The organism is Variovorax davisae (assembly GCF_030316845.1).
Taxonomy (GTDB): domain Bacteria; phylum Pseudomonadota; class Gammaproteobacteria; order Burkholderiales; family Burkholderiaceae_C; genus Variovorax; species Variovorax davisae.
The window spans coordinates 154,996-173,960 of the sequence record NZ_JASZYS010000001.1; the positions used below are offsets into that span (position 1 = coordinate 154,996).

Here is an 18,965-nt window from a genome sequence, read left to right on the forward strand (position 1 = left end):
TCGTCGTGGTGGCTTCGACGCGCCGGCGTGAGATGCGGCTTGCCTGCGCAGGCAACCGAAAGAGGCCAGGGCATTTCGGGGAAGGGCGGATTATAGCAGAGTCGGCTTCGGGTTAACCTTGGGCTTCGATCAATGGCCGGAGATGCGCGTGAAAGAGGGCAGGCAGGACAGCGAGAAGGGGCTGCAGGCACGCGCCCCGGGCGAGCCCGGACGGCTGCTGAAGCTGCTGTGGCTGGCCGCCGGCTGGCTGAGCTTGGCGGCCGGATTCATCGGCATCTTCCTGCCGCTGCTGCCGACCGTGCCCTTCGTGCTGCTCGCGGCCTTCTGCTTCTCCCGCGGCAGTGCGCGCTGCGAGCGCTGGCTGCTCGGCCATCCGCGCTTCGGGCCGTGGATCGAGGACTGGCGCGCGAACCGCGCGGTGCCGCTGCGGGCCAAGCAATGCGCCACCGTGATGATGGCCGCCGGCGCCGTGGTGGCCGGCTTCCAGTTGCCGCCGGCCTGGTGCTGGGTGCCGGCGCTGGGCTGCGCGGCGGTCGCCGCCTGGCTCTGGCGGCTGCCGACCAAGGGCGCGCCCGCTTCCGCCGACCCTGCCAAGGTGCCCTGACCGCGGAGAAAATGGCGCATTTCAGGCGGAATGAGACGAAGCGGCATATAGTCCATCTGGAGGGGCTTGTAACCAAAAGTGTTATTAGTCATAATGTCTTACATGCACTCCACCCGCTCCTCCCAACTGCAATGGTCCACCAAAGGACTGCTGGGCATTCTCCGGGCCACCCGGGGGGCGCCCGCGCCGCGTTCCGCTCGAACGGTGGAAGACCCGCCCGAACCCTTGAGCGCAGAGGAGTTGAGCCAGATCGCCAAGAACTGGCGCAGCCGCTCCGGCCAGGACGAGGGTCGGGCGGACACCGTCGCCCAGGCGCTCGAATCGCTGGCAGAGCAGCGCCGGGCCGCCGCCGCACGCAGCCGCGCCCAGATCGTCGGCCAGCGGATCTCGGCCTTCATGAAGATCTGACCCGAAGGGCTCTGCCAAACCCTTCGCGCTTCTTGACTGGCCACGAGGGCCTGGTCAGAACGCGTTGATTCTCATCCTCGACGCGGACGCTTCCCGCAGACATCGGGCCCTGGTCTTCCTAGACTCTGCGGCCCATGATGATGACGATGAAGAGAAGGGCGGCCGGCTGCATGTTGGCCGCCGCCGCGCTGGCCACCGGCGGTTGCGGATCCCTCCTGGCCGAAAGCGCCTCCGCCGGCGCCGGCATCGCGAGCGGCGCGCTGGCCAATGCAATCACCGACAACCCCGGCGTGGCGACCGGCATCGGCATCGGCGTGCAGGCGGCGGTGCGCTCCGGGGTGCAGTACTACCAACGCAAGGTTCACGGCGAGGCCCAGGCGCAGATCGCCCAGGTCGCCGGGCCGCTCAAGGTCGGACAGGTCAAGCCATGGAAGACGACGCTCTCCCTGCCGCTCGAGAGCGAGGAGGCCGGTCGCGTCGTGGTCAGCCGCGTCATCAGCACGGGCGAACTCGACTGCAAGGAGATCGTCGTCTCGGTGGAGCAAAGCGGCACTGGCCCGTTGCCGGCGAGCGAGTTCTACGTGGCCTCGATCTGCCGCAACGGGAGCCGATGGGCGTGGGCCCAGGCCGAGCCTGCGACCGAGCGATGGGGCTCCCTGCAATGAGCCGCGCTGGCCTGGCGGTCGCCGCCCGCCTGAGCGCCGCGCTCGGATGCGCCGCCGTCCTCTCGGCCTGCAGTTCGGTCGCGGGCATCACGGGCGCCGTTGCCGGCGTGGCTTCCGGCTCGGCATCCGCCAGTCCGGCGGTGGGCGTGGCGGTCGGCATCGGCGTGCAGGCCGGCATCGATGCCAGCCTCAAGTTCGTGCTGCGCCGCTGGAGTCAGCAGGAGCAGGCGCGCATTGCGGACCAGGTCGGCGGCATGGCGGTCGGGCAACGCGGGCCCTGGGAAGTCCGCCACGCCGTGCCCTACGGCGACGGACAGGGCGAAGTGCAGGTGGTGCGCGCGTTCGCCACGCCGCTGGCGGACTGCAAGGAGGCCGTGTTCTCGGTCGATGACGCGGCAGCCCAGGCCGCCGGGGCGGCGCCGCCGCGCTTCGTCACCACCGTCTGCCGCGGAGACCACGGCTGGAAGTGGGCGGCCGCGGAGCCTGCGGTGGCGCGTTGGGGCGCGCTGCAATGAGGCAACGTGGGCCCCAGTAAGCATTTCGCCTCACTGTAGATTTCCGCCCGGCGGTCGATATCCAGTTGCAACCCGAGAGATCGCGCGCCGCCGTGGCGTGCCGTTCTCGGGCTGTGCGAGGCGGGGGCTTCCCTCCTTGCAGAACCGTGCAACGAGGAGAAGAAGATGCGCTGCAGATCACGGGCGGAATCGCCGTGGAGTGCGGCCGCCATGCTGGCGGTCGCCATGTCCCTGTCCGCCTGCGGCGGTGGCGGCGGTGGGGGCGGCGGCGTCGCGGTGCCGGTGGCGGCCGCGCCGCCTGCGGCGGTGAAGCCCGCCGATGGCGCGCCGGTCTCGACCTCCTGCAGTTCCTGCAGCCAGGTGGAGGTCGCCACTTTCTCCGGCTCGGGCACCAGCATCTGGCAAGGCGTCAACAAGTCGCAGGTCTCGGCGGACATTCCGTTGTCGATTTCGGGCCTGGACGGCCAGACCGTGACGCTGGTGCTGACCAACGAGAGCGCGTCCGACCAGTCGATGGGCGGCCTGGTCGTGCGATCCAGCAGCGAGCGCAGCATCGTGGCCAGCAAGTCGGCCCTGCAGGCTGACGATCATGCGGAAGCGCAGAACATGGCCATCGGCGAGTTCAACCGCGCCGGCTTCGACAAGCTGCTCGGCGCGCCGTCGAAGGACGCGATGGCGCTGTCGAAGTCGGTGGCGGCTTCCCCGCCCTATGCCGTCGCCGACGAGCGCCAGATCTACCTGTACGACCATTCCCAGCGAACCGTGAAGCTGGCGACCCAGCGCAACGCAAGCGATGGCACCCTGGTCAACCTCTGGGTCGAAGTGAGCGAACTGAGCCCGTCGCGCATCACGGCCGAACTGGCCCAGCGCATGGAAGACAAGTTCGCCGCGCCGGGCGGCATCCACGACCTGCTGGTGCGCACCGGCGGCCCGCTGTGGGGCGAACATCCGTTCAGCGAACTGATCGCGGGCAGCGGCCAGCCGGTGGACATCTTCCTGGTCAACTTCGACGGCAACGGCAAGCCCTATGGCGTCATCGGCTACTTCTGGGGCATGAACAACTTCAAGAAGGATGCCGGCGACCGGACCTGGAGCAATGAATCGCTGAGCCTCTACCTCGACACCGAGTCGCTCTACCTCGACGGCGAGGCCGGCGTGAAGCAGATCGCGACGACCATGGCGCACGAGGGCATGCACATGCAGAACTTCTATCGCCGCAGCGTGAAGATGGGATCGAAATACGCCTTCGCCACCTGGCTGGAAGAAATGTCGGCCCTGATGATGGAGGACTGGGCGAGCTTCAACATCGACCCCAGCCACAACGCGATTCGCGACTCGCGCTTTCCGTACTACCTGGCCTACAACGGCGCCGGCAGCTACAACTGCATGCTGTCCGAGTGGACGCCGATGGGTGCGAACTGCGAGAGCTATGCGCTGAACGGGTCGTTCGGCGGCTTCCTGAATCGCCAGCTCGGCCTGGACTTCTACAAGTCGCTGCTCAACAGCACGGGCATCGAGGACTCGGCCGCCATTCTCGAGACCGCGATCAAGGCGAAGCGCCCGGACTCGGGCACGGGGCAGGAGCTGCGCCGTTTCTCGGCCACCGCGGCCGGCGTCATTCCGCTTGGCGCGGGCCTGGCCGAGTACAGCATGCCGGCACGCAGCGAAGGCGGCTTCAGCTTGCCGGCGATCGACCCATCGAGCCTGGGCCGCGACAAGCGGGCCCTCCCGCAGGCGGTGCCGGACTGGCTGCGCAAGACGGGCAGCTTCCCGGTCGCGCGCCCCAACGTCAAGGGCACCTACACCGAGACCGTGCGCGTGCCGGCCGGAACCACGCTGTCGGTGGTGGTCAACTAGCGCGGGTCAGTTCGCGACGCCGACCCGGGCCGGCCGGCCCCACCCGCGCGGCAGCGCGTGCAACACCGCCTGCGCATCCAGCGAGGCGATCGCCACCCCGGTGTCGGCCGGGATCCGGCCCTGGGCCAGCAGCGCCTCGTAGCGCAGCGCACTGACCCGAAGGAAGGACGCGAAGTTGCCGACCTCGCCGCGGGCGGCGACCAGTTCGTCGTAGAGCTTCTCGATCAGCTGGACCACGCCCATGTCGTCGCGCCCGGCAATCTCCTCGAGCACCTGCCAGAACAGGTTCTCGAGCCGGATGCTGGTGACCACGCCGTGCAGGCGGAGCGAGCGGGTGCGGCTGTCGTAGCTTTGCGGGTCGGCGCTGATGAACACTTCGCACATGGCCATCTCCTCGTGGTGCGGGAACGGGTGTCGGTTGGCGCGACTGTAGCGCCGACCGGCGCGCGCTCAGCCTTCGATGCGGGTGCCGAGCACGCGGAGGAACTGGGCGATCCAGGCCGGATGCGCGGGCCAGGCGGGTGCGCTGACCAGGTTGCGATCGGTCACGGCCTGGTCGACCGGGATGTTCATGTACTCGGCGCCGGCCAGCTCGACCTCGGGCTGGCAGGCCGGGTAGGCCGAGACCTTGCGGCCCTTCAGCAGCCCGGTGACCGCCAGCAGCTGGGCGCCGTGGCAGACCGAGGCGACCGGCTTGTCGGTGGCCAGGAAGTGGCGCGCGATCTCGACCACGCGGGCGTTCAGGCGCAGGTACTCGGGTGCGCGGCCGCCGGGGATCACCAGGGCGTCGTAGGCCTCGGGCCGGACGTCCGAGAAATTCGCGTTCAGCGTGAAGCGGTGGCCCGGCTTCTCGCTGTAGGTCTGGGCACCCTCGAAGTCATGGATCGCGGTGTGGATCCAGTCGCCGGCCTTCTTGTCGGGCGCCACGGCGTGCACCGTGTGGCCCACCGCCTGCAGCGCCTGGAACGGCACCATGGTCTCGTAGTCCTCTGCGTAGTCGCCGCAGAGCATGAGGATCTTGCGTGTCATCGTTCGTCTCCATCGGGGATTCTGGAGACGCGATTGTTGGGAAGCTCGCGCCGTCGGTGGTAGCAGTCGGCTGTGATCCTGCGTCCGGCCCGGGCCTTGACGGCCAAGGTCGTCCAGCGGATCGGCAGGGCCGAGCAGGGGGCCGGCCGGCCCCCACCGGGCGCTGCTATTGGGCGGACGCGACCGAGGTCATGCCGCCGGTGGGCGTCGTGGGCGCCGAGGCGTCCGCCACGGCGGTGACGGCCTCGACCAGGCGAAGCTCGCCTTTGGCGGCCTCACCGCTGACGATGCCTGCCGCCGATGCCAGGGTCACTGCCCCGGCCAAGATGAAGTTCCATGTCGTGTTCATTGCTGCCTCTGTAGGCATCGATTGTGCGACCGGCAAGCGGCGCTGAAACGACACAAAAAGAACAGCAGTGTTCGCTCGATAGAAACAATGGCGGGGCGTCACTGGGTCGGGACCGCCGCCAGCTTGGCGCAGGTGTATCCCGGCTCGACCGAGCGGAAGCGCTCGACGACCATCTGCTCGCGCGGCGGCCCTTCCATGGCTTCGCGCACCTCGAGCCGGCCGTCGAAATTGACCAGCAGCGGGGCGGCGGGCGCCTGGCGCCAGGCGAGGTAGCTGCGCTGCAGGGCGACCGCGTCGGCCGTCATCGCCAGCGGCCAGCGCTGGCCGCTGGCGCAATCGGTGAACAGGGCGGCATCCGCGAAGTAGACCAGGTCGCCACGCCAGTGCGCGGGTTCGGCGTGCAGGCCCGCCGCCAGCGACAGAAGGACGCCGGCGGTCCAGGCCGCGATCGGGTGTGGGTGGGTCATCCGGATCTGCCTTTCAGGTTCGTGCGCAGGGTTCCACGCGCAAGGCGCAATTTACCCCCGGGCGCAGACGCCGGCGCTGCGGCGGGAAAATTCGAAGGCGGGCCGTTGTTGCGGCGCGCCCGCAGGCGGATGATGCCGGTCAAAGGAGCCCCAGCAATGCGACATGGATGGGACGACAGTCCGGCGCCCCGCGCGCCGTCGAGGCGGTGATGAACGCGGCCGGCGATCTCGGGGGGCTCGGTGCGGCCGACCCGACCGATCGCGCCCGTGCACTCGCCACGCTGGTGGTCGCCGGCCGGGCGTCGACGCCGGTGCTGCTCGACGCCCTTCGAAGCGCCGATGCCGGGGTGCGCGAGCTGGCTGCGCAGGGCCTCGCCGAGATCGCCGACCCCCGGGGCGCCGACGCCCTGCGGGCCGCGCTCGCCGACAGCGATCCGCTGGTGCGCGGGCGCGCCGCCCAGGCGCTGGCCGCCATTGGGACGCCCGATTCGCTCGCCGCGCTGGCCCTGACCTTCGACGACCACCCCGACGCATTGCGGGCCCCGCACACGCTCGCCACCTACGTGCTGATGGCGCGCGGCGCCGAGGCGCTGCCGGTGATCGCCCCGCTGCTCGATGCGCCGTCGCCGCTGACCCGCCAGCGCGCCTTCGCGGTGTTGCAGGCGGTGGTCCCCATGCTGCCGGGCGTCGACGAATGGGGCCCGGTCTGGCGCGCGCTCGGCGCCTTCGACCCGAACGACCCCGACCCCGCCGCCCGTGGCGCCGCCGCGGCGCAGTGGCGGCAATGGATCGAGGCCCACGGAGCCTAGCCCGCACCGCCCACGGCGGCGGGTACATTGCGTGATCCACAGTCGAAGCCGAAGGCCAACGCATGCGTCGTGTCGCGTCCCTGATCCTGGTCGTCCTGCTCGCCGCTTGCACGACCATCGCCCTCCACCGTTTCGATCAACTCTACGGGCCGGCCGACCCGACACGCTTCGACCGGCCCCCGGCCCCGCCGCCCGGCGAGTCCTATGCCCAGACCGTGCAGCCGATCCTCGACCGCCGCTGCGTGGTCTGCCATGCCTGCTATGACGGCCCCTGCCAGCTCAAGGCGACGGCCTGCGAGGGGCTGGCACGCGGCGCCACCAAGACGCCGGTGTACGACGCCACGCGCCTGCTGGCGGCGCAGCCCACGCGGCTCTTCGTCGATGCGCAGAAGCCCTCCGAATGGCGCGACCTGGGCTTCTTCCCGGTGCTCAACGAGCACCGGCCCACGCCCGAGATCAACCGCACGGCCGGGCTGATGCACCGCCTGCTGATGCTGAAGGAAAAGCACCCGCTGCCGACCCGCGGCACGGTGGGCGGCGGGCTCGATTTCTCGATCGACCGCGCAGCGATGTGCCCGGCCGGCGCCGAGATCGACGACTACGAGCGCAAGATGCCGCTCGGCGGCATGCCCTTCGGCCTGCCGGGGCTGAGCCCGTCCGAGCTGGGCGTGCTGACCCGCTGGATCGAGCGCGGCGCCCCCTTCGAGGGCGCGCCGGTGCTGCCGCCGCTGGCACTGCAGCGCATGGCGATGTGGGAGCGCTTCTTGAACGGCGATTCGCTGAAGGAGCGGCTTTTCAGCCGCTACGCCTACGAGCACCTGTTCCTCGCGCACCTGTATTTCGACGACGATCCGCAGCGCCAGTATTTCAAGCTGGTGCGCTCGGCCACGCCGCCGGGCGAGCCCGCGCAGCCGATCGCGACCCGCCGCCCGGTCGACGATCCCGGCGTCGAGCGCGTCTACTACCGCCTCGTGCCCGAGCGCGAGACCATCGTCGCCAAGACCCACATGCCCTATGCGCTCGGGGCGGCGCGCATGGCCCGCTGGCGATCGCTGTTCCTTGACGCGCCCTACGCGGTCGAACGGCTGCCGGGCTACAGCGCCGACACGGCGGCCAACCCCTTCGCGACCTTCGCCGCGCTGCCGGTGAATGCGCGCTACCGCTTCATGCTCGACGAGGCGGAGTTCACGATCATGGGTTTCATCAAGGGTCCGGTATGCCGCGGCCAGATGGCGCTCGATGTCATCGAGGATCGCTTCTGGGTGGCTTTTCTCGCGCCCTCGGAGGGCAAGGACCAGGCGCAGGCGGATCTGCTCGCGCGCGACGCCAACCTGCTGCGCCTGCCGACCGGCAGCAGCAACGAGGAGGTGGTGACGCCGTGGCTGCACTATGCGCGGCTCGAGAACGAGTACCTGCGCGCCAAGTCGGAGTTCCTGGCCCGCAGCCTGGGCGGCCCGCAGAACCTCGACCTGCGCCTGCTGTGGGATGGCGACGGCCGCAACGACAACGCCGCGCTCACCGTGTTCCGGCATTTCGACAGCGCCAGCGTGGTCAAGGGGCTGGTGGGCGACGCGCCGAAGACCGCCTGGGTCATCGGCTACCCGCTGCTCGAGCGCATCCATTACCTGCTGGTCGCCAACTACGATGTCTTCGGCAACATCGGGCACCAGCTCAATTCGCGCCTCTACATGGATTTCCTGCGGATGGAGGGCGAGTTCAATTTCCTCGTGCTGCTGCCGAAGTCGCAGCGCATCGCGACCCGCGACCTCTGGTACCGCGCCGACAGCCCTGCCACGCGCGAGCAGGTCTATGGCGGGCCGTCGACCACGCTGGCGCTCGACAGCGGCATCCGCTACCAGAGCGCCGACGCCCGGCTCGAACTGCTCGGCATGATCAAGGCGCGACTGGCGCCGGTGCTGGACCGGGGCTTCGAACTCGAGCGCGCGCCGCCGGCCTGGCAAGCGTCGCTGCGCGCGCTCGGCGGGGTGCGCGGCGCGTCCCTGCAATGGCTGCCGGAGGATGCGGCGCTTGTGGTCGAAGCGCCCGGCAGCGCGCCGGCCACCTTCAGCCTGCTGCGCGACACCGGGCATGCAAGCGTGTCGCACCTGCTCGGCGAGCGCAAGGAGCTTCGCCCCGACGAGAACGCGCTGACCCTGGTGCCCGGCGTGATCGGTGCCTATCCGAACGTGTTCCTGCGCGCCAGCCCGGCGCAGCTGCCGGCGCTGGCCGATGCGATCCGCAACCTGAGGTCCGAGGTCGACTACGCGGCCTTCGCCGAGCGCTTCGCGGTGCGGCGCACCAACACCGATTTCTGGGCCGTCAGCGACGCCCTGGTCGAACGCTACCGCCGCGACCAGCCGCTGCAGGCGGGCGTGCTCGACCTCAATCGCTACGAGAACCGTTAGTTATTGCACATCGGGGCGGTTTCCCGAAGGCGGTCAGTTGTTTCGGCTGCCGAAGGGGAAAGCTCCGAACGGCCGCACGCATGCGGCCCTCTTAGCATCCCCTGGCCGCCCGGCGAAGTGTTCCCGGCGGAGCGTCGCTGCGTCAGTGGCGGCAGAAACAGCAACAACAAAAGGGGAGCCGCAATGGCCAACGAGATCATCAACAAGACGACGGGCAACAACAACATCGTCACGGGCACGGGCAACGACCACATCGTGACCGGCATCGGCAACGACACCATCGATGCGGGCGCGGGCAACAACTACGTCTACGCCGGCGATGGCAACAACAAGGTCGTGACCACCACGGGCAACGACAGCATCTATGCCTACTTCGGCGACGACACGGTCGAGGCCGGCGACGGCGACAACTACATCCACGTCGACCATGGTGACAACCAGGTGCGGGCCGGCAAGAACAACGACACCGTGGTCGCCTACAGCGGCGACGACGTGATCGACGTCGGCGACGGCAACAACTATGTCTACGCGGGCTACGGCAACAACCAGGTCACGGGCGGCAAGAACAACGACTACGTCGAGGTGTACAGCGGCGACGACACGATCCATGCCGGCGACGGCAACAACACGGTGGCGGCGGGCAACGGCGACAACGAGATCACCAGCGGCAACGGCAACGATTTCATCTACGCGGGCTGGGGCAACGACAAGGTCGACGCCCAAGACGGCAACAAGTACATCGACGTCGGCTACGGCGACAACGTCGTGACCGCCGGCACCGGCGACAACACGGTGATCGCCTACAGCGGCAACGATCGTGTCGAGCTCGGCAACGGCAACAACAAGGTGTTGGCCGGCGAAGGCAACAACCAGGTCGTGACCGGTACCGGCAGCGACAGCATCTACGGCGGCATGGGCAACGACACGGTCGACGCCGGCGCGGGCAACAACTACGTCTATGCCGGCGAAGGCAGCAACAGCATCACCAGCGGCAGCGGCGCCGACTGGATCGAGGCCGGCCTCGGCGACGACATCGTGCAGGCTGGCGGCGGCAACAACCGCATCAGCGTGAGCGGCGGCAACAACCAGGTCACGACCGGCGAAGGCAACGACACCATCTACGCCGGTGGAACCCTGGGCAACACCAACCTCATCCACGCCGGTGGCGGCAACGACTACCTCGCGCTCGGCGACGCCAACGACACGGTCCACCTGGGGGCAGGCAACAGCACGCTGAGCGCCGGCAGCGGCAACGACAGCGTCTACCTGGCGTTCGGCGCCAACCTCGGCAAGAAGAACGTGCTGTCGGGCGGTGCCGGCAGCGACACGCTGGTGCTGAGCTTCAGCGCGGCCGAAAGGGCACTGCCGGCCGTCGAAGCCGATCTGGTCCGCTTCAAGGCCCACGTGGCCGCCGGCCTCGCGGCCAGCAGCTTCCAGTTCACCTCGATCGACCTCAAGGTCGACAACTGGGAAAAGATGGTCGTCCTGGTCAACGGCCTCCTCGAGAACGGCAGCCCCTGGGTCCCCCCGCTCGACCAGGAGATCGTGACGCGCGGCGCCGCCAGCGACGTCATCAACACCGGCAACGGCAACGACATCATCGACGCTGGCGCGGGGAACAACCTGGTGAACGCAGGCTATGGCAACAACACAGTGACCGCGGGCGACAACAACGACACCATCACCGCCTACAGCGGCGACGACGTGATCCATGCGGGCGGCGGCGACTTCAACTATGTCTATGCAGGCTATGGCAACAACCTGGTCACGGCCGCGGGCGGCAGCGACTACATCTACGCCTATGCCGGCGACGACACGGTCGAGGCCGGCAGCGGCAAGAACTACGTGGACGTGGGCTACGGCAACAACAAGGTCACGACCGGCAGGGACAACGACACCGTGATCGCCTACTCGGGCGACGACACGATCGACGTCGGTGCGGGCGACAACTACGTGCATGCCGGCGCCGGCAAGAACGTGATCAGCGCAGGCTCTGGCAACGACACGGTCTATGCCTTCGAGGGCGACGACAAGATCGACGCCGGTGGCGGCAACAACTACATCGAGGCCGGACACGGCAACAACCAGGTCGCGACGCTGGACGGCCACGACACGATCATTGCCGGCGTGGGCAACGACACGATCGTCGCGGGTGCGGGCAACAACTACATCGTCACGGGCGAGGGCAACGACACGGTGCGCACGGGGGCCGGCAACGACACCATCTTCGGCGGCTGCGTCGGCGACAGCGACATCGAGGCCGGTGACGGCCAGAACTACGTCAACCTGGGCGGCGGCAACAACGTGCTCGTGACCGGCAGTGGCAACGACACGATCATCGGCGGCGGCAACCTGGGCAACCACAACCTGATCACCGCCGGCGGCGGCAACGACTACCTGTGCCTGGGCGCCGCGGACGATACCGTGATGCTCGGCGCCGGCAACAGCACGCTGTTGGCCGGGGACGGCGACGACAGGGCGGTGCTGGTCTACAGCGAGAACCTGGCGACCAGGAACGAACTGTGGGGCGGCTGCGGCACCGACACGCTGGTGCTGCGCGCCACGCTGACCGAAATGCTGGCCGGCACGGCGCTGGCGGCGGACATCGAAAGGTACCAGCAGCACCTGGCGGCCGGCAAGGCCGACGTGGTGTTCCAGTTCAACGCCATCGACCTGAAGGTCCACAGCTGGGAGAAGTTCGAGGTCGAGGTGGTCAACGAGCCGCCGGTGCTGCCGAAGGATCCGGTGCTCATCGAGGGCAGGGAAGACAAGTTGGAGGAGATTCAGGACAAGCTGCTGCACGGCGTCAACGATGTCAACGGCGATCCGCTGAAGGTGGTGGCGGCGAGCGGCGCGGCCCATGGCACGGTGACGGTCCATCCCGACGGCACGGTCACGTACCAGGGCGACCCGAACTGGTCGGGTACCGACACCGTGACTTACACCGTGTCCGACGGCCAGGGCGGCCTCGCGACCGGCACCGCCACCATCACGATCGCCGGCGTGGCCGATGCGCCCGAACTGAGCGTGGCGCGCAACGACATCTTCACCTTCGACCTGCGCTCGGCCCTGACCGACACCGACGGCTCCGAGACGCTGTCGCTGGCGGTCGCCGGCCTGCCGTCGCACGTCCGGCTCAGCAAGGGCAGCTTCGACGCGGGCGAGGGCGTCTGGGTCATCGACCCGGCCGATGCCGGCACCATTCGCTTCCAGACCGACCCTGGCATCGAGGTCCCGCGTGACCTCGAAATGGTGGTGACCGCGACCTCGCGCGAGGCAGACGGCGACGAGATCTCGACCACCTACCGGCTCTTCGGCATGGACGACGACCGCGTGGCGCTCGATCGACTGCCGGGTGCCCACGAGATCGTCGATGGCGGCGCCGGCTTCGACACGCTGGTGTTCGACGCCATGCCCGATCTCGACCTGACGGCGCTGGCCACGAACTCGCTGCGCAGCCTCGAGAAGATCGACATGGCCGGCGGCGCCAGGACGCTGACGCTGTCGGCGGACAAGGTGTCGGAAATGACGTCGGCGAACAAGCTCTACGTCACGGGCGACGCGGGCGACCAGGTGAACCTGGTTGCCGGCGGCTGGAACCTGCAGAGCACCGCGACCGAGAACGGCATCTCGTACAACGTCTACCAGCACAACGCGGTGTCGTTGTATCTCGAGAACACGCTGACTGCCGTGATCTGAACCGTCCTGCACTGACGGCATGACGATGCCCCCGTCGGCCCTTCGCGGCGGACGGGGGCATTTTCTTGTGCGATGGGGCTGTTTCCCCGGGCCGCAAGGAAGCCTCCGATTGGCTGATCGTGCCCGCTGTCCTACGATGGGCCGCGCCTGGAGATCTCTCCTGGCGCTTCCAATTGCAATGCTCATCAAGAAAACCAAGGGATAGCGAAATGGCCAACCAGACCATCAGAAGAACCACCGGCGACAACCTCGTCACGACGGATGACGGCAACGACACCATCACGACCGGTGCGGGCAACGACACCATCGACGCCGGCAAGGGCAACAACTACATCAACGCGGGCAATGGCCGCAACACCATCACCAGCGGTCTGAACAACGACACGATCCATGGCGGTTCGGGCGTCGACATCATCCAGGCGGGCCATGGCAACAACCACGTCTACGCCTACGACGGCAACAACCAAGTCACGACCGGCGACGGCAAGGACTACATCTATGCGCTGAAGGGCGACGACACGATCGTGGCCGGCAACGGCGACAAGTACATCGACGCGGGCTACGGCAACAACGACATCACCGTCGGCAACGGCAAGGACACGATCATCGCGTACCACGGCAACGACGTGGTCCGGGCCGGCAATGGCAACAACGTCATCCATGTCCACGACGGCAAGAACGTCGTCACGGTGGGTGGCGGCAACAACAAGATCTACGCCGGCCGGGACGACGACGTCATCCAGGCCGGCGACGGTCACAACAGGATCGAGGCCGGCGAGGGCAACAACCGCGTCACGACCGGCGCCGGCAACGACACCATCGTCACCGGCTGCTACGGCAACGACACCATCGACGCCGGCGACGGCGACAACCATGTGACGGTGCATTCGGGCAGCAACGCGGTGAAGACTGGCAGCGGCAACGACAAGATCTACGCCAGCGGCAGCTACAAGGACTTCAATTTCATCGATGCCGGCGCCGGCAACGACTGCATCTCGCTGGGCTGCGCCAACGACACGGTCCTGATCGGCGCGGGCAGCGACACGCTGTACGCGGGCGGCGGCAACGACCGCGTCATCGTCACCTACGGCGAGAACGCGGGCTACAAGAACTACCTCGATGGCGGCTGCGGCAGCGACACGCTGGTGCTGCGTGTGACGGCCGCCGAGAAGGCGACCAACGCGGGCTTGGCGAAGGACATCGCGGACTACGAGAAGCACCTGGCTGCCGGCAAGGCCGGCGTGGTGTTCCAGTTCAAGTCCATCGACCTGAAGGTCCACAGCTGGGAGCGTTTCGTGGTCGAGGAGATCAACGAGGCGCCCGTGCTGCCCGCTGTGCTTGCCTTTGCCGGCAAGGAAGACGAGCCGCTCAGCTTCAACCTGCTGTCCACGGCGACCGACGTGAACGGCGATGCGCTGACGCTGGTCGACGTGCAGGGCTTCTCTCACGCTCTGGGCAACCCGACTGTCGCCGCCGACGGCACGGTCACGTACACGGGCGCCTCGAACTGGTCGGGCACCGAGACCGTGACCTACACCGTGTCCGACGGCAAGGGCGGCCTCTCGACCGGCACCGCCACCATCACGATCGCCGGCCTGGCCGATGCGCCCGAACTGAGCGTGGCGCGCAACGACATCTTCACCTTCGACCTGCGCTCGGCCCTAACCGACACCGACGGCTCCGAGACGCTGTCGCTGGCGGTCGCCGGCCTGCCGTCGCACGTCCGGCTCAGCAAGGGCAGCTTCGACGCGGGCGAGGGCGTCTGGGTCATCGACCCGGCCGATGCCGGCACCATTCGCTTCCAGACCGACCCTGGCATCGAGGTCCCGCGTGACCTCGAAATGGTGGTGACCGCGACCTCGCGCGAGGCAGACGGCGACGAGATCTCGACCACCTACCGGCTCTTCGGCATGGACGACGACCGCGTGGCGCTCGATCGACTGCCGGGTGTCCACGAGATCGTCGATGGCGGCGCCGGCTTCGACACGCTGGTGTTCGACGCCATGCCCGATCTCGACCTGACGGCGCTGGCCACGAACTCGCTGCGCAGCCTCGAGAAGATCGACATGGCCGGCGGCGCCAGGACGCTGACGCTGTCGGCGGACAAGGTGTCGGAAATGACGTCGGCGAACAAGCTCTACGTCACGGGCGACGCGGGCGACCAGGTGAACCTGGTTGCCGGCGGCTGGAACCTGCAGAGCACCGCGACCGAGAACGGCATCTCGTACAACGTCTACCAGCACAACGCGGTGTCGTTGTACCTCGAAAACACGCTGACTGCCGTGATCTGAACCGTCCTGCACTGACGGCATGACGATGCCCCCGTCGGCCCTTCGCGGCCGACGGGGGCATTTTTCATCCGGCCTTCATTCGGCCAGTTCGTCGAGGATCGGGCAATCGGGCCGGTGGTCGCCGTGGCAGCAGTCGGCCAGCCGCTCGAGTGTGCGCTGCATCGCGGTCATCTCCTCGATCCGGCGGTGCAGGTCGGCCGCGTGGGCCAGCGCGATGCGCTTGACGTCGGCGCTGGCGCGGCCCTTGTTCTGCCACAGCTTGAGCAGCTCGGCGATCTCGGCCATGCTGAAGCCCAGGTCGCGCGCGCGCCGGATGAAGCGCAGCGTGTGCACGTTGTTCTCGGTGTATTGCCGGTAGCCGGCGTCGGTGCGGGCCACCCGGGGCAGCAGGCCGAGCGATTCGTAGTGCCGCACCATCTCGGCCGAGACCCCCGAGCGGGACGCTGCCTCACCGATGTTGAAAGGCGTCTGGCTCATCTCGTGTGTCCCTTCCAGCGCCGCAGCAGCAGCGCATTGCCCACCACGCTGACGCTGCTGAAGGCCATCGCGGCGCCGGCGATGACCGGGTTGAGCAGCCCGAAGGCGGCCAGCGGTATTCCGACCACGTTGTAGGCGAAGGCCCAGAACAGGTTCTGGCGGATCTTGGCGTAGGTGCGGCGCGAGATGTCGATGGCGTCGCTGACCAGCGCCGGGTCGCCGCGCATCAGCGTGATGCCGGCCGCGTGCATCGCGACATCGGTGCCGGTCGACATCGCGATGCCGACGTCGGCCGCGGCCAGCGCCGGCGCGTCGTTGATGCCGTCGCCCACCATGGCGACCCGCGTGCCCTCGGCCTTCAGCTGTCCGATGATGGCGGCCTTGTCCTCCGGCAGCACCTCGGCGCGCACGGTGTCGATCTTCAGCAGCCGGGCCACCGCCTCGGCGCTGCCGCGGTTGTCGCCCGACACCAGCGCGGTGCGGATGCCCTGCGCGTGCAGCCGCTCGATGGCGGCCGCGGCATGGGCCTTGGGCTGGTCGCCGAAGGCCAGCAGGCCGACCAGGATGGGACGGCCGCCCAGGTCGGCCAGCCAGGACACGGTCCGGCCTTCGGACTGCAACTGCTGCGCCCGTTCGCCGAGCTTGCCCAGCGGCACCGAGAGTTCGCGCATGTAGCGGCCGCTGCCCAGCCGCAATTCGCGCCCGCCGACCTCGGCCGAGACGCCGCGCCCGGGCACCGCGCGCACCGCGTTCGCGCGCCCCGGTTCGATGCCGGCCTTGCGGGCCGCCTCCAGCACCGCGCGGGCGAGCGGATGCTCGCTGCCCGACTGCAGGGTTGCGCTCGCTTGCAGCAGGGCGCTGGCATCGCCGTCGACCGCCTCGCAGGCCACCAGTTCGGGCCGGCCCTCGGTCAGGGTGCCGGTCTTGTCGAAGGCGACGATGCCGACCGCGTGCGCCACTTCCAGCGCTTCGGCGTCCTTGATCAGCACGCCATGGCGGGCGGCGACGCCGGTGCCGGCCATGATCGCGGTCGGCGTCGCCAGCCCGAGCGCGCAGGGGCAGGCGATGACCAGCACCGCCACCGCGTTCAGGATGGCGCTCTCCCAGTCGCCGGTGCCGAGGCCCCAGCCCGCGAAGGTCAGCAGCGCGATGCCGATCACCACCGGCACGAAGACGCTGCTCACGCGGTCGACCAGGCGCTGGATCGGCGCCTTCTTCGCCTGCGCCGACTCGACCAGCCGGACGATTCGCGACAGCGTGGTCTCGGCGCCGACCGCGGTGGTTCGCACCAGCAGCAGCCCTTCGCCGTTGACCGAACCGCCGGTCACGCTGTCGTCTACCTGCTTGGCGACCGGCAGGCCTTCGCCCGTGATCAGCGATTCGTCGACTTCGCTGCGGCCTTCGACCACCCGGGCGTCGACCGGCACGCGCTCGCCCGGCCGGATGACGACCAGATCGTCGATGCGCACCTGCGCCAGCGCGACGTCCTGCTCGACGCCGCCGCGGCGCACGCGGGCGCGCTCGGGGCGCAGTGCATGCAGCGCGCGGATCGCCTCGGTGGTCTGGCGCTTGGCCCGGGTCTCGAGCCACTTGCCGAGCAGGACCAGCGTGACGACCACCGCCGAGGCCTCGAAGTACAGGTGCGGCGGCATGCCATGGCCGGCATGGGCGAAGAGCAGGTACAGGCTGAGCCCGTAGGCGGCGCTGGTGCCGAGGGCCACCAGCAGGTCCATGTTGCCGGCGCCGGCCTTCAGCGCCTTCCAGCCGGCGCGGTAGAAGCGCGCGCCGAGCCAGAACTGGACCGGTGTCGCGAGCACCAGCTGCAGCCAGCCGGGCAGCATCCAGTCGCTGCCGAACAGCATCCCGGCCATCGGCAGCACCAGCGGAGTCGACAGGATCGCCGCCGCGGCGACCCGCCAGCCTTCGTTGCTGCGGCGTGGCGGCGCAGCGGCGGCCGCGCCATCGTCGGCGCTCGGCGTCTCGCCTTCGAGATGGGCCTGGCCGACGCCGTAGCCGGCCTTCTCGATGGCGGCACGCAGGCTGGCGAGCGCCACCGAGCCGTCGGTGTGCACGCTGGCCTCCTCGGTCGCGAGGTTGACGCTGGCCTCGGTGACGCCGGTCACGGCGCCGAGCGCCTTTTCGACGCGCGCCACGCAGGACGCGCAGCTCATGCCCTCGATCGGCAGCGACCAGGCCTGCAGGCCGGTCGCCCCGGGTGGCATCGCCAGGGTGGTGTTCATTCGGAAAATCCTGTCCTTCACTAGCCGCCTTCGCGGGATGAAGGGAGTCTCAACCTTACCATCATGGGAGGGTCAAGCCGACGGGGTGCCCGCATCCACCTTTCGGCGTAGTCCGATCAGAAAATAGTAGTTTTTAGTTACGCGACGTATCCTTCTGCCGACTTGACGAAGAGGTGTCCTCATGGGCGCAAGCGAAATCGACAAGATGGCGAACCTGACGGCCGACTGCCGCCTCTGGGTGGACGATCCGGCCGGCTTCACCACCAGCAAGGTGGGCAGGCTGCACCACACCTACCACGAGCATCCGCTGTTCCAACTGCCCGAACTCGAGGCGCTGGCCGAGGAACTGATGCCGCTGAAGCAGTGCCGCTTCATCCGGCCGGGCATCAAGCAGTCGTCGGCCTTCGCGCACGCGCCCGAGCATCCCGAGGGGCTCAGCATCGCCGAGGTGTTCCGGCGCATCGAGGAGCCGGGCTCGTGGATCGCGCTCTACGACGTCGAGGTGATTCCGCGCTACAAGGCGCTGCTCGAGAACATCCTGGGCAATGTGCAATCGGTCATCGACCGGGAGCAGCCCGGCATGTTCCTGGTGACCGGCTTCATCTTCATCTCGGCGCCGCCTTCGGTGGTGCCCTTCCACATCGACCGCGAGAACAATTTCTGGCTGATGCTGCGGGGACGCAAGGTGATGAACGTCTGGGACCGCACCGACCGCGTGGTCATCCCCGCGAAGACGGTGGAGGACTACATCGTCGCCCACGTCGCCCGCGACGTCCGCCTGAAGGACGGATTCACCGAGCGCAGCCACGAGTTCGAGACCCGGCCGGGCGACGGCGTCTACTTTCCGAGCACCTCGCCGCACATGACGCGCACCGACCCGGGCTGGGCCGAGGCCGGGGAGGGCGTGGCGATATCGGTCGGCGTCAACTTCTACACCTCGGTCACGCGCCGGACGGCGCGCCTGCACCAGGTCAACCGCCTGCTGCGCAAGTGCGGGCTGTCGCCGAGCGACCCCGGGGAGTCGCCGCGGGTCGATGCGATCAAGGCGCCGATCGGCAGGCTGGTCGGCGCCACGCGCTGGAAGCTCACGCAGTTGCGCAGGCCCGAAAAAAGAGGCGAGCTGCCGCCCCCCGGCTCGTTCTGAGCGGGC

16 protein-coding genes are annotated in these 18,965 nt (G+C 68.7%); 10 read left to right on the plus strand and 6 right to left on the minus strand.

The genetic code is table 11. From position 1 onward, the window contains the following. Positions 1–148: 148 nt before the first annotated feature. From QTI33_RS00770 to QTI33_RS00790, 5 genes are all read left to right on the plus strand, one after another. Positions 149–604 (plus strand): YbaN family protein, encoded by a 456-nt coding sequence (locus QTI33_RS00770; RefSeq protein WP_444814789.1) that lies wholly within the window; start codon positions 149–151, stop codon positions 602–604. Positions 605–706: 102 nt separating this feature from the next. Next, positions 707–1,012, plus strand: coding sequence for a hypothetical protein (locus QTI33_RS00775; protein WP_286503782.1), 306 nt, complete (start codon positions 707–709; stop codon positions 1,010–1,012). A 146-nt stretch (positions 1,013–1,158) separates the two neighbouring features. Beyond that, positions 1,159–1,677, plus strand: a complete 519-nt coding sequence (locus QTI33_RS00780; RefSeq protein ID WP_353506304.1) for a hypothetical protein — start codon at positions 1,159–1,161, stop codon at positions 1,675–1,677. Continuing rightward, entirely contained in the window at positions 1,674–2,192 is a 519-nt protein-coding gene (locus QTI33_RS00785; RefSeq protein WP_286503784.1) for a hypothetical protein, read from the plus strand. The genes QTI33_RS00780 and QTI33_RS00785 overlap by 4 nt, the downstream gene beginning before the upstream one ends. Positions 2,193–2,357: 165 nt before the next feature. Further along, a complete protein-coding gene (locus QTI33_RS00790; RefSeq protein ID WP_286503785.1) occupies positions 2,358–4,049 on the plus strand; it encodes a M30 family zinc metallopeptidase in 1,692 nt (563 codons plus the stop codon). Positions 4,050–4,055: 6 nt separating this feature from the next. Here the strand turns inward: QTI33_RS00790 and QTI33_RS00795 are convergent, their stop codons facing one another. The 4 genes from QTI33_RS00795 to QTI33_RS00810 form a co-directional block, all read right to left on the minus strand. Then, the gene (locus QTI33_RS00795; protein ID WP_286503786.1) at positions 4,056–4,433 is read right to left on the minus strand and encodes a ribbon-helix-helix domain-containing protein; all 378 of its coding nucleotides are present in this window, start codon (positions 4,431–4,433) and stop codon (positions 4,056–4,058) included. 66 nt (positions 4,434–4,499) lie between these two features. Then, complete coding sequence (locus QTI33_RS00800; RefSeq protein WP_286503787.1) at positions 4,500–5,078, minus strand: DJ-1/PfpI family protein; 579 nt, start codon at positions 5,076–5,078, stop codon at positions 4,500–4,502. 166 nt (positions 5,079–5,244) lie between these two features. Then, positions 5,245–5,427, minus strand: coding sequence for a hypothetical protein (locus QTI33_RS00805; RefSeq protein ID WP_286503788.1), 183 nt, complete (start codon positions 5,425–5,427; stop codon positions 5,245–5,247). A gap of 98 nt (positions 5,428–5,525) precedes the next feature. Beyond that, positions 5,526–5,894, minus strand: a complete 369-nt coding sequence (locus QTI33_RS00810) for a hypothetical protein (RefSeq protein ID WP_286503789.1) — start codon at positions 5,892–5,894, stop codon at positions 5,526–5,528. A gap of 167 nt (positions 5,895–6,061) precedes the next feature. On the opposite strand from QTI33_RS00810, the gene QTI33_RS00815 reads away from it, so the two are divergent. The 4 genes from QTI33_RS00815 (at position 6,062) to QTI33_RS00830 (ending at position 15,098) form a co-directional block, all read left to right on the plus strand. After that, positions 6,062–6,703 (plus strand): HEAT repeat domain-containing protein, encoded by a 642-nt coding sequence (locus QTI33_RS00815; RefSeq protein ID WP_286503790.1) that lies wholly within the window; start codon positions 6,062–6,064, stop codon positions 6,701–6,703. A 62-nt stretch (positions 6,704–6,765) separates the two neighbouring features. Continuing rightward, on the plus strand, positions 6,766–9,108 hold the full coding sequence (locus QTI33_RS00820; RefSeq protein WP_286503791.1) for a fatty acid cis/trans isomerase: 2,343 nt from the start codon (positions 6,766–6,768) through the stop codon (positions 9,106–9,108). 183 nt (positions 9,109–9,291) lie between these two features. Then, positions 9,292–12,807: a cadherin-like domain-containing protein gene (locus QTI33_RS00825; protein WP_286503792.1), complete on the plus strand. Its 3,516-nt coding sequence runs from the start codon at positions 9,292–9,294 to the stop codon at positions 12,805–12,807. Between the two features lie 209 nt (positions 12,808–13,016). Beyond that, positions 13,017–15,098 carry a cadherin-like domain-containing protein gene (locus tag QTI33_RS00830; protein WP_286503793.1) on the plus strand — a complete coding sequence of 694 codons (2,082 nt, stop codon included), beginning with the start codon at positions 13,017–13,019 and terminating at the stop codon, positions 15,096–15,098. A gap of 75 nt (positions 15,099–15,173) precedes the next feature. Here the strand turns inward: QTI33_RS00830 and cueR are convergent, their stop codons facing one another. Together cueR and QTI33_RS00840 are read right to left on the minus strand one after the other, a co-directional pair. After that, positions 15,174–15,575, minus strand: coding sequence for a Cu(I)-responsive transcriptional regulator (gene cueR / locus QTI33_RS00835; protein WP_286503794.1), 402 nt, complete (start codon positions 15,573–15,575; stop codon positions 15,174–15,176). Further along, positions 15,572–17,815, minus strand: coding sequence for a heavy metal translocating P-type ATPase (locus tag QTI33_RS00840; RefSeq protein WP_286503796.1), 2,244 nt, complete (start codon positions 17,813–17,815; stop codon positions 15,572–15,574). Before QTI33_RS00840 ends, cueR begins: the two co-directional genes overlap by 4 nt. Before the next feature lie 181 nt (positions 17,816–17,996). On the opposite strand from QTI33_RS00840, the gene QTI33_RS00845 reads away from it, so the two are divergent. Continuing rightward, on the plus strand, positions 17,997–18,959 hold the full coding sequence (locus tag QTI33_RS00845; RefSeq protein ID WP_286503797.1) for a cupin: 963 nt from the start codon (positions 17,997–17,999) through the stop codon (positions 18,957–18,959). The last annotated feature ends 6 nt before the right edge of the window (positions 18,960–18,965 follow it).

What these genes read in the sequence shown, in the direction of transcription:
- QTI33_RS00775 (WP_286503782.1), top strand. Translation starts at nt 707, where the DNA reads ATGCACTCCACCCGCTCCTCCCAACTGCAATGGTCCACCAAAGGACTG.
- QTI33_RS00780 (WP_353506304.1), top strand. Translation starts at nt 1,159, where the DNA reads ATGAAGAGAAGGGCGGCCGGCTGCATGTTGGCCGCCGCCGCGCTGGCC.
- QTI33_RS00785 (WP_286503784.1), top strand. Translation starts at nt 1,674, where the DNA reads ATGAGCCGCGCTGGCCTGGCGGTCGCCGCCCGCCTGAGCGCCGCGCTC.
- QTI33_RS00790 (WP_286503785.1), top strand. Translation starts at nt 2,358, where the DNA reads ATGCGCTGCAGATCACGGGCGGAATCGCCGTGGAGTGCGGCCGCCATG.
- QTI33_RS00795 (WP_286503786.1), bottom strand. Translation starts at nt 4,433, where the DNA reads ATGTGCGAAGTGTTCATCAGCGCCGACCCGCAAAGCTACGACAGCCGC.
- QTI33_RS00800 (WP_286503787.1), bottom strand. Translation starts at nt 5,078, where the DNA reads ATGACACGCAAGATCCTCATGCTCTGCGGCGACTACGCAGAGGACTAC.
- QTI33_RS00805 (WP_286503788.1), bottom strand. Translation starts at nt 5,427, where the DNA reads ATGAACACGACATGGAACTTCATCTTGGCCGGGGCAGTGACCCTGGCA.
- QTI33_RS00810 (WP_286503789.1), bottom strand. Translation starts at nt 5,894, where the DNA reads ATGACCCACCCACACCCGATCGCGGCCTGGACCGCCGGCGTCCTTCTG.
- QTI33_RS00815 (WP_286503790.1), top strand. Translation starts at nt 6,062, where the DNA reads ATGGGACGACAGTCCGGCGCCCCGCGCGCCGTCGAGGCGGTGATGAAC.
- QTI33_RS00820 (WP_286503791.1), top strand. Translation starts at nt 6,766, where the DNA reads ATGCGTCGTGTCGCGTCCCTGATCCTGGTCGTCCTGCTCGCCGCTTGC.
- QTI33_RS00825 (WP_286503792.1), top strand. Translation starts at nt 9,292, where the DNA reads ATGGCCAACGAGATCATCAACAAGACGACGGGCAACAACAACATCGTC.
- QTI33_RS00830 (WP_286503793.1), top strand. Translation starts at nt 13,017, where the DNA reads ATGGCCAACCAGACCATCAGAAGAACCACCGGCGACAACCTCGTCACG.
- cueR (WP_286503794.1), bottom strand. Translation starts at nt 15,575, where the DNA reads ATGAGCCAGACGCCTTTCAACATCGGTGAGGCAGCGTCCCGCTCGGGG.
- QTI33_RS00840 (WP_286503796.1), bottom strand. Translation starts at nt 17,815, where the DNA reads ATGAACACCACCCTGGCGATGCCACCCGGGGCGACCGGCCTGCAGGCC.
- QTI33_RS00845 (WP_286503797.1), top strand. Translation starts at nt 17,997, where the DNA reads ATGGGCGCAAGCGAAATCGACAAGATGGCGAACCTGACGGCCGACTGC.